Raw genomic sequence first — 2,784 nt, forward strand, 5'->3', positions numbered from 1 at the left:
TGTAGGGCGACATTTACGGAGGCCGGTTGGCGTCAATTATGATGGCCGGTAAGCGGCCGCACCGAGTGGTGGGATTTGGGTATCACGCGAGCCTTGTAGTGGCAACGGGCCTTGGGCAACCGGATGTTGGTAATTGTCGCTGGCGCCGGTGGTGAAGGCAGCTGTGGCATTGCGGGAGTAATTGACGGTGGCGACAATTACCTGGTGTCGCAATGCCTTATGCGGAATGCTCCCTGGACGCGAGGTTGGCGACAATTACGATGGCCGGTCCGATGCCGGGCCGGTTGGGTGATTATTGGCTGGTTCGATGCGACTGATGGCGGAGCGTTTTCGGTAGCTCTCGCCGTTCATCTCGATGATGGTTGAGTGGTGAACGAGGCGGTCGATGGCGGCGACACTCATGGCGGGATCTGGAAAAACGTTGTCCCAAGCGGAAAATGGCTGGTTGGCGGTGATCGCGATCGAATGGCGCTCGTAGCGATGGGCGATGAGCTCGAACAGGGCGCTGGTCTCGACCTGATCCTTGCGGACATAGGACAGATCGTCGAGCACGATGAGGTCGTACTTGTCGAGTTTGTCGAGCATGGAGGGCAGACTGAGATCGCGGCGCGCAGCCTGAAGTTTCTGGACCATATCGGTGGTGGAGCAGAACAGGACCCGGCGCCCAGTATCGATAAGCGTATGGCTGATCGCCGAGATGGCGTGCGTCTTGCCGGTGCCCGACTGTCCGAAGAACAACAGGTTGCCCCCATTGTCGATCCAACCATCGCCTGTTGCGAGCGAGAGCAGATGGGGTTTGCGCACACCAGGGGCAGCGTCGAAATCGAAGGTGGCGAAGGTCTTGCCTGCTGACAGGCCGGACTGGTCCCGATGCCGCTGGATACGCCGCGTGGTGCGTTCGGCCATCTCGATCTCGAGAAGCGAGGCGAGCAGTTGAACAGCAGGCCATCCATCCCGATCGGCGGTATCGGTAAGCCGCTTCCAGTTGCGGTTGATGCTGGGCAGGCGCAGGGCCTTGAGCATGGTGGGCAGCACGGCTGCGGCTTGATCCTTGGTCCGGGTCATCAGCGCAACTCCATGCTGGTAAGCAGGCTGTTATATCCGCGCGGATCCGGTGGTGGGATCGTCACCTCGTGCCTGGCTCGAAGGGTCGGAAGAAACTCCTGCCTGAGCGCGGTGACATCGGGGAGACGACCAGCATCGAGTGCCGCGTCGATGCGCAGAGCCAGCGCGTCGACACAATCTCCTCTTGCCGCGATATCGAGCAGGGCGACGGTGTCACGGCAGGCTTGGTGGGCATCAAGCTGGTCGTCGAAGGCTTGCCATGCCCGCCTGTAGGCGTGGGCGGGGAACAGGGCGTCGCGGTATACCAGGTTCCGCAATGCCCCGGGCTTGCGCCTCAGGTTGGCGATCATGTGGCGAAAATCGATCTGGTGGCCTCTTTGGGGATGCGGCATACGGACCCGTGGGGTGGTCATCACCTTGTCGGGGCCGAGGAATAGATCGATGCGGTCATCGAAGAGATGGGCGTGCAGCCGACGACCGACCAGGCGGGAGGGGACCGAATAGATGACCCTGTCGATAGGAACGGTGCCGTTACGGCTGACATCAACCGCGATCATGGCAAAGTCTGTGGTGCGGTGTGCTGGCAGGCGTCCCAGCAGGCGGCGTTCCTCGTCGACGAGCCTGGCCTTGCGGCGGTTCTGCTTGGCGACTTCGGCTTCTACAAAATCGCGCCAGGCGCCGAGGCTGTCGAAGTCCCGGCTGCCCCGGCGACGCAGGGCTTGGTCGAGGCGTCGCTTGAGATGGCCATGAGGGCCTTCGATCGAGCCGTTCTCGTGGGCCTCGCCGCGGTTGTTGCGGGTCGCGATCATGCCGTAATGACGGCAAAGGTCGTCGTAGCTGCGGGTGAAATCCCGCTGCGCATCGGCGTCGAGGTTCTTGTAGGCAGCGGACAGGGAATCGCTGCGGTGCTCGACCGGGACGCCGCCCAGCTTCCACAGCGCATCCTGCAGATGCTCGGACAGGGCGGCAAAGCTCTCGCCCCCCAGTACGACAGCGGCATGCTCCCAGCCACTGCAGGCCAGGCGGAAATGATAGAGCCGGTGGGCGAAAGGCTCGCCGGTGATGGTGACCTTCAGGTCGTCGCAGACCGTGAAATCCGATAGGCCCTGCCGCCCGCTCTCGTGGCGCTGCGGGAAGAATATCTCCTTCTCCTCGCCATGCAGCGCCCGCCAGCGGGCAATCCGACGTTCGAGCGTGCGCCTGATCCTGTCGGGAACGGCCTCTTCGCCAAACTCGTCCTGTAGCGTCTCGAAGATGGTGACGGCGAGAATGCCGTCGATCTTGAGCAACTCCTCGATACGGGGCCAGAAAGGCTCAAGAGGATCGGCGCGGGTGCGCCAATGGCGTCCCTGCTTCTTCTGGGAAGGCAAGCGCGGATCGTTCTCGATCCGGCGTGCGCTACGCTCGCTAATACCGGCCTTGGCGGCCGCAACGGACTGGGTGTGATGGCGACGTTCAACCATGAAAAGAAATACCTGCTGATCGGAAAGGTGGTGGCCCGGCATCGCAACCCATCGCTTCAATGTTCGATGAGTGTTCCGATACCACCGCTCGCCGCAGCCCGATCCGCACTCCCGCCCAGGGGAGAAAAGATCGCCATCGGTTGTCTGGCCTGCTCTCCGGTCGGGGCTCCGCCCCTCCCTGCGATCAGGCCAGACAACCGATCCTACCGGCCATCATAGTTGCCGCTGAACCGGCCATCGTAAATGTCGCCGCGCA

Annotated in this window: 2 protein-coding genes; both read right to left on the minus strand. The window is 62.5% G+C overall.

Going from position 1 to position 2,784, the window contains the following annotated elements; genetic code table 11:
- Window positions 1-255: 255 nt before the first annotated feature.
- Window positions 256-1,065, minus strand: coding sequence for an IS21-like element helper ATPase IstB (gene istB, locus K7W03_RS27085; protein ID WP_024018982.1), 810 nt, complete (start codon window positions 1,063-1,065; stop codon window positions 256-258).
- Window positions 1,065-2,528, minus strand: a complete 1,464-nt coding sequence (gene istA / locus K7W03_RS27090) for an IS21 family transposase (protein ID WP_162833671.1) — start codon at window positions 2,526-2,528, stop codon at window positions 1,065-1,067. Before istA ends, istB begins: the two co-directional genes overlap by 1 nt.
- Between the last annotated feature and the right edge of the window lie 256 nt (window positions 2,529-2,784).

The organism is Sphingobium sp. PNB, assembly GCF_019873065.1.
In the GTDB taxonomy this organism is placed as follows: Bacteria; Pseudomonadota; Alphaproteobacteria; order Sphingomonadales; family Sphingomonadaceae; genus Sphingobium; species Sphingobium fuliginis.

Excerpts from the sequence above, each read along its gene's own strand:
- istB (WP_024018982.1), bottom strand. The coding sequence starts at position 1,065 with ATGACCCGGACCAAGGATCAAGCCGCAGCCGTGCTGCCCACCATGCTC.
- istA (WP_162833671.1), bottom strand. The coding sequence starts at position 2,528 with ATGGTTGAACGTCGCCATCACACCCAGTCCGTTGCGGCCGCCAAGGCC.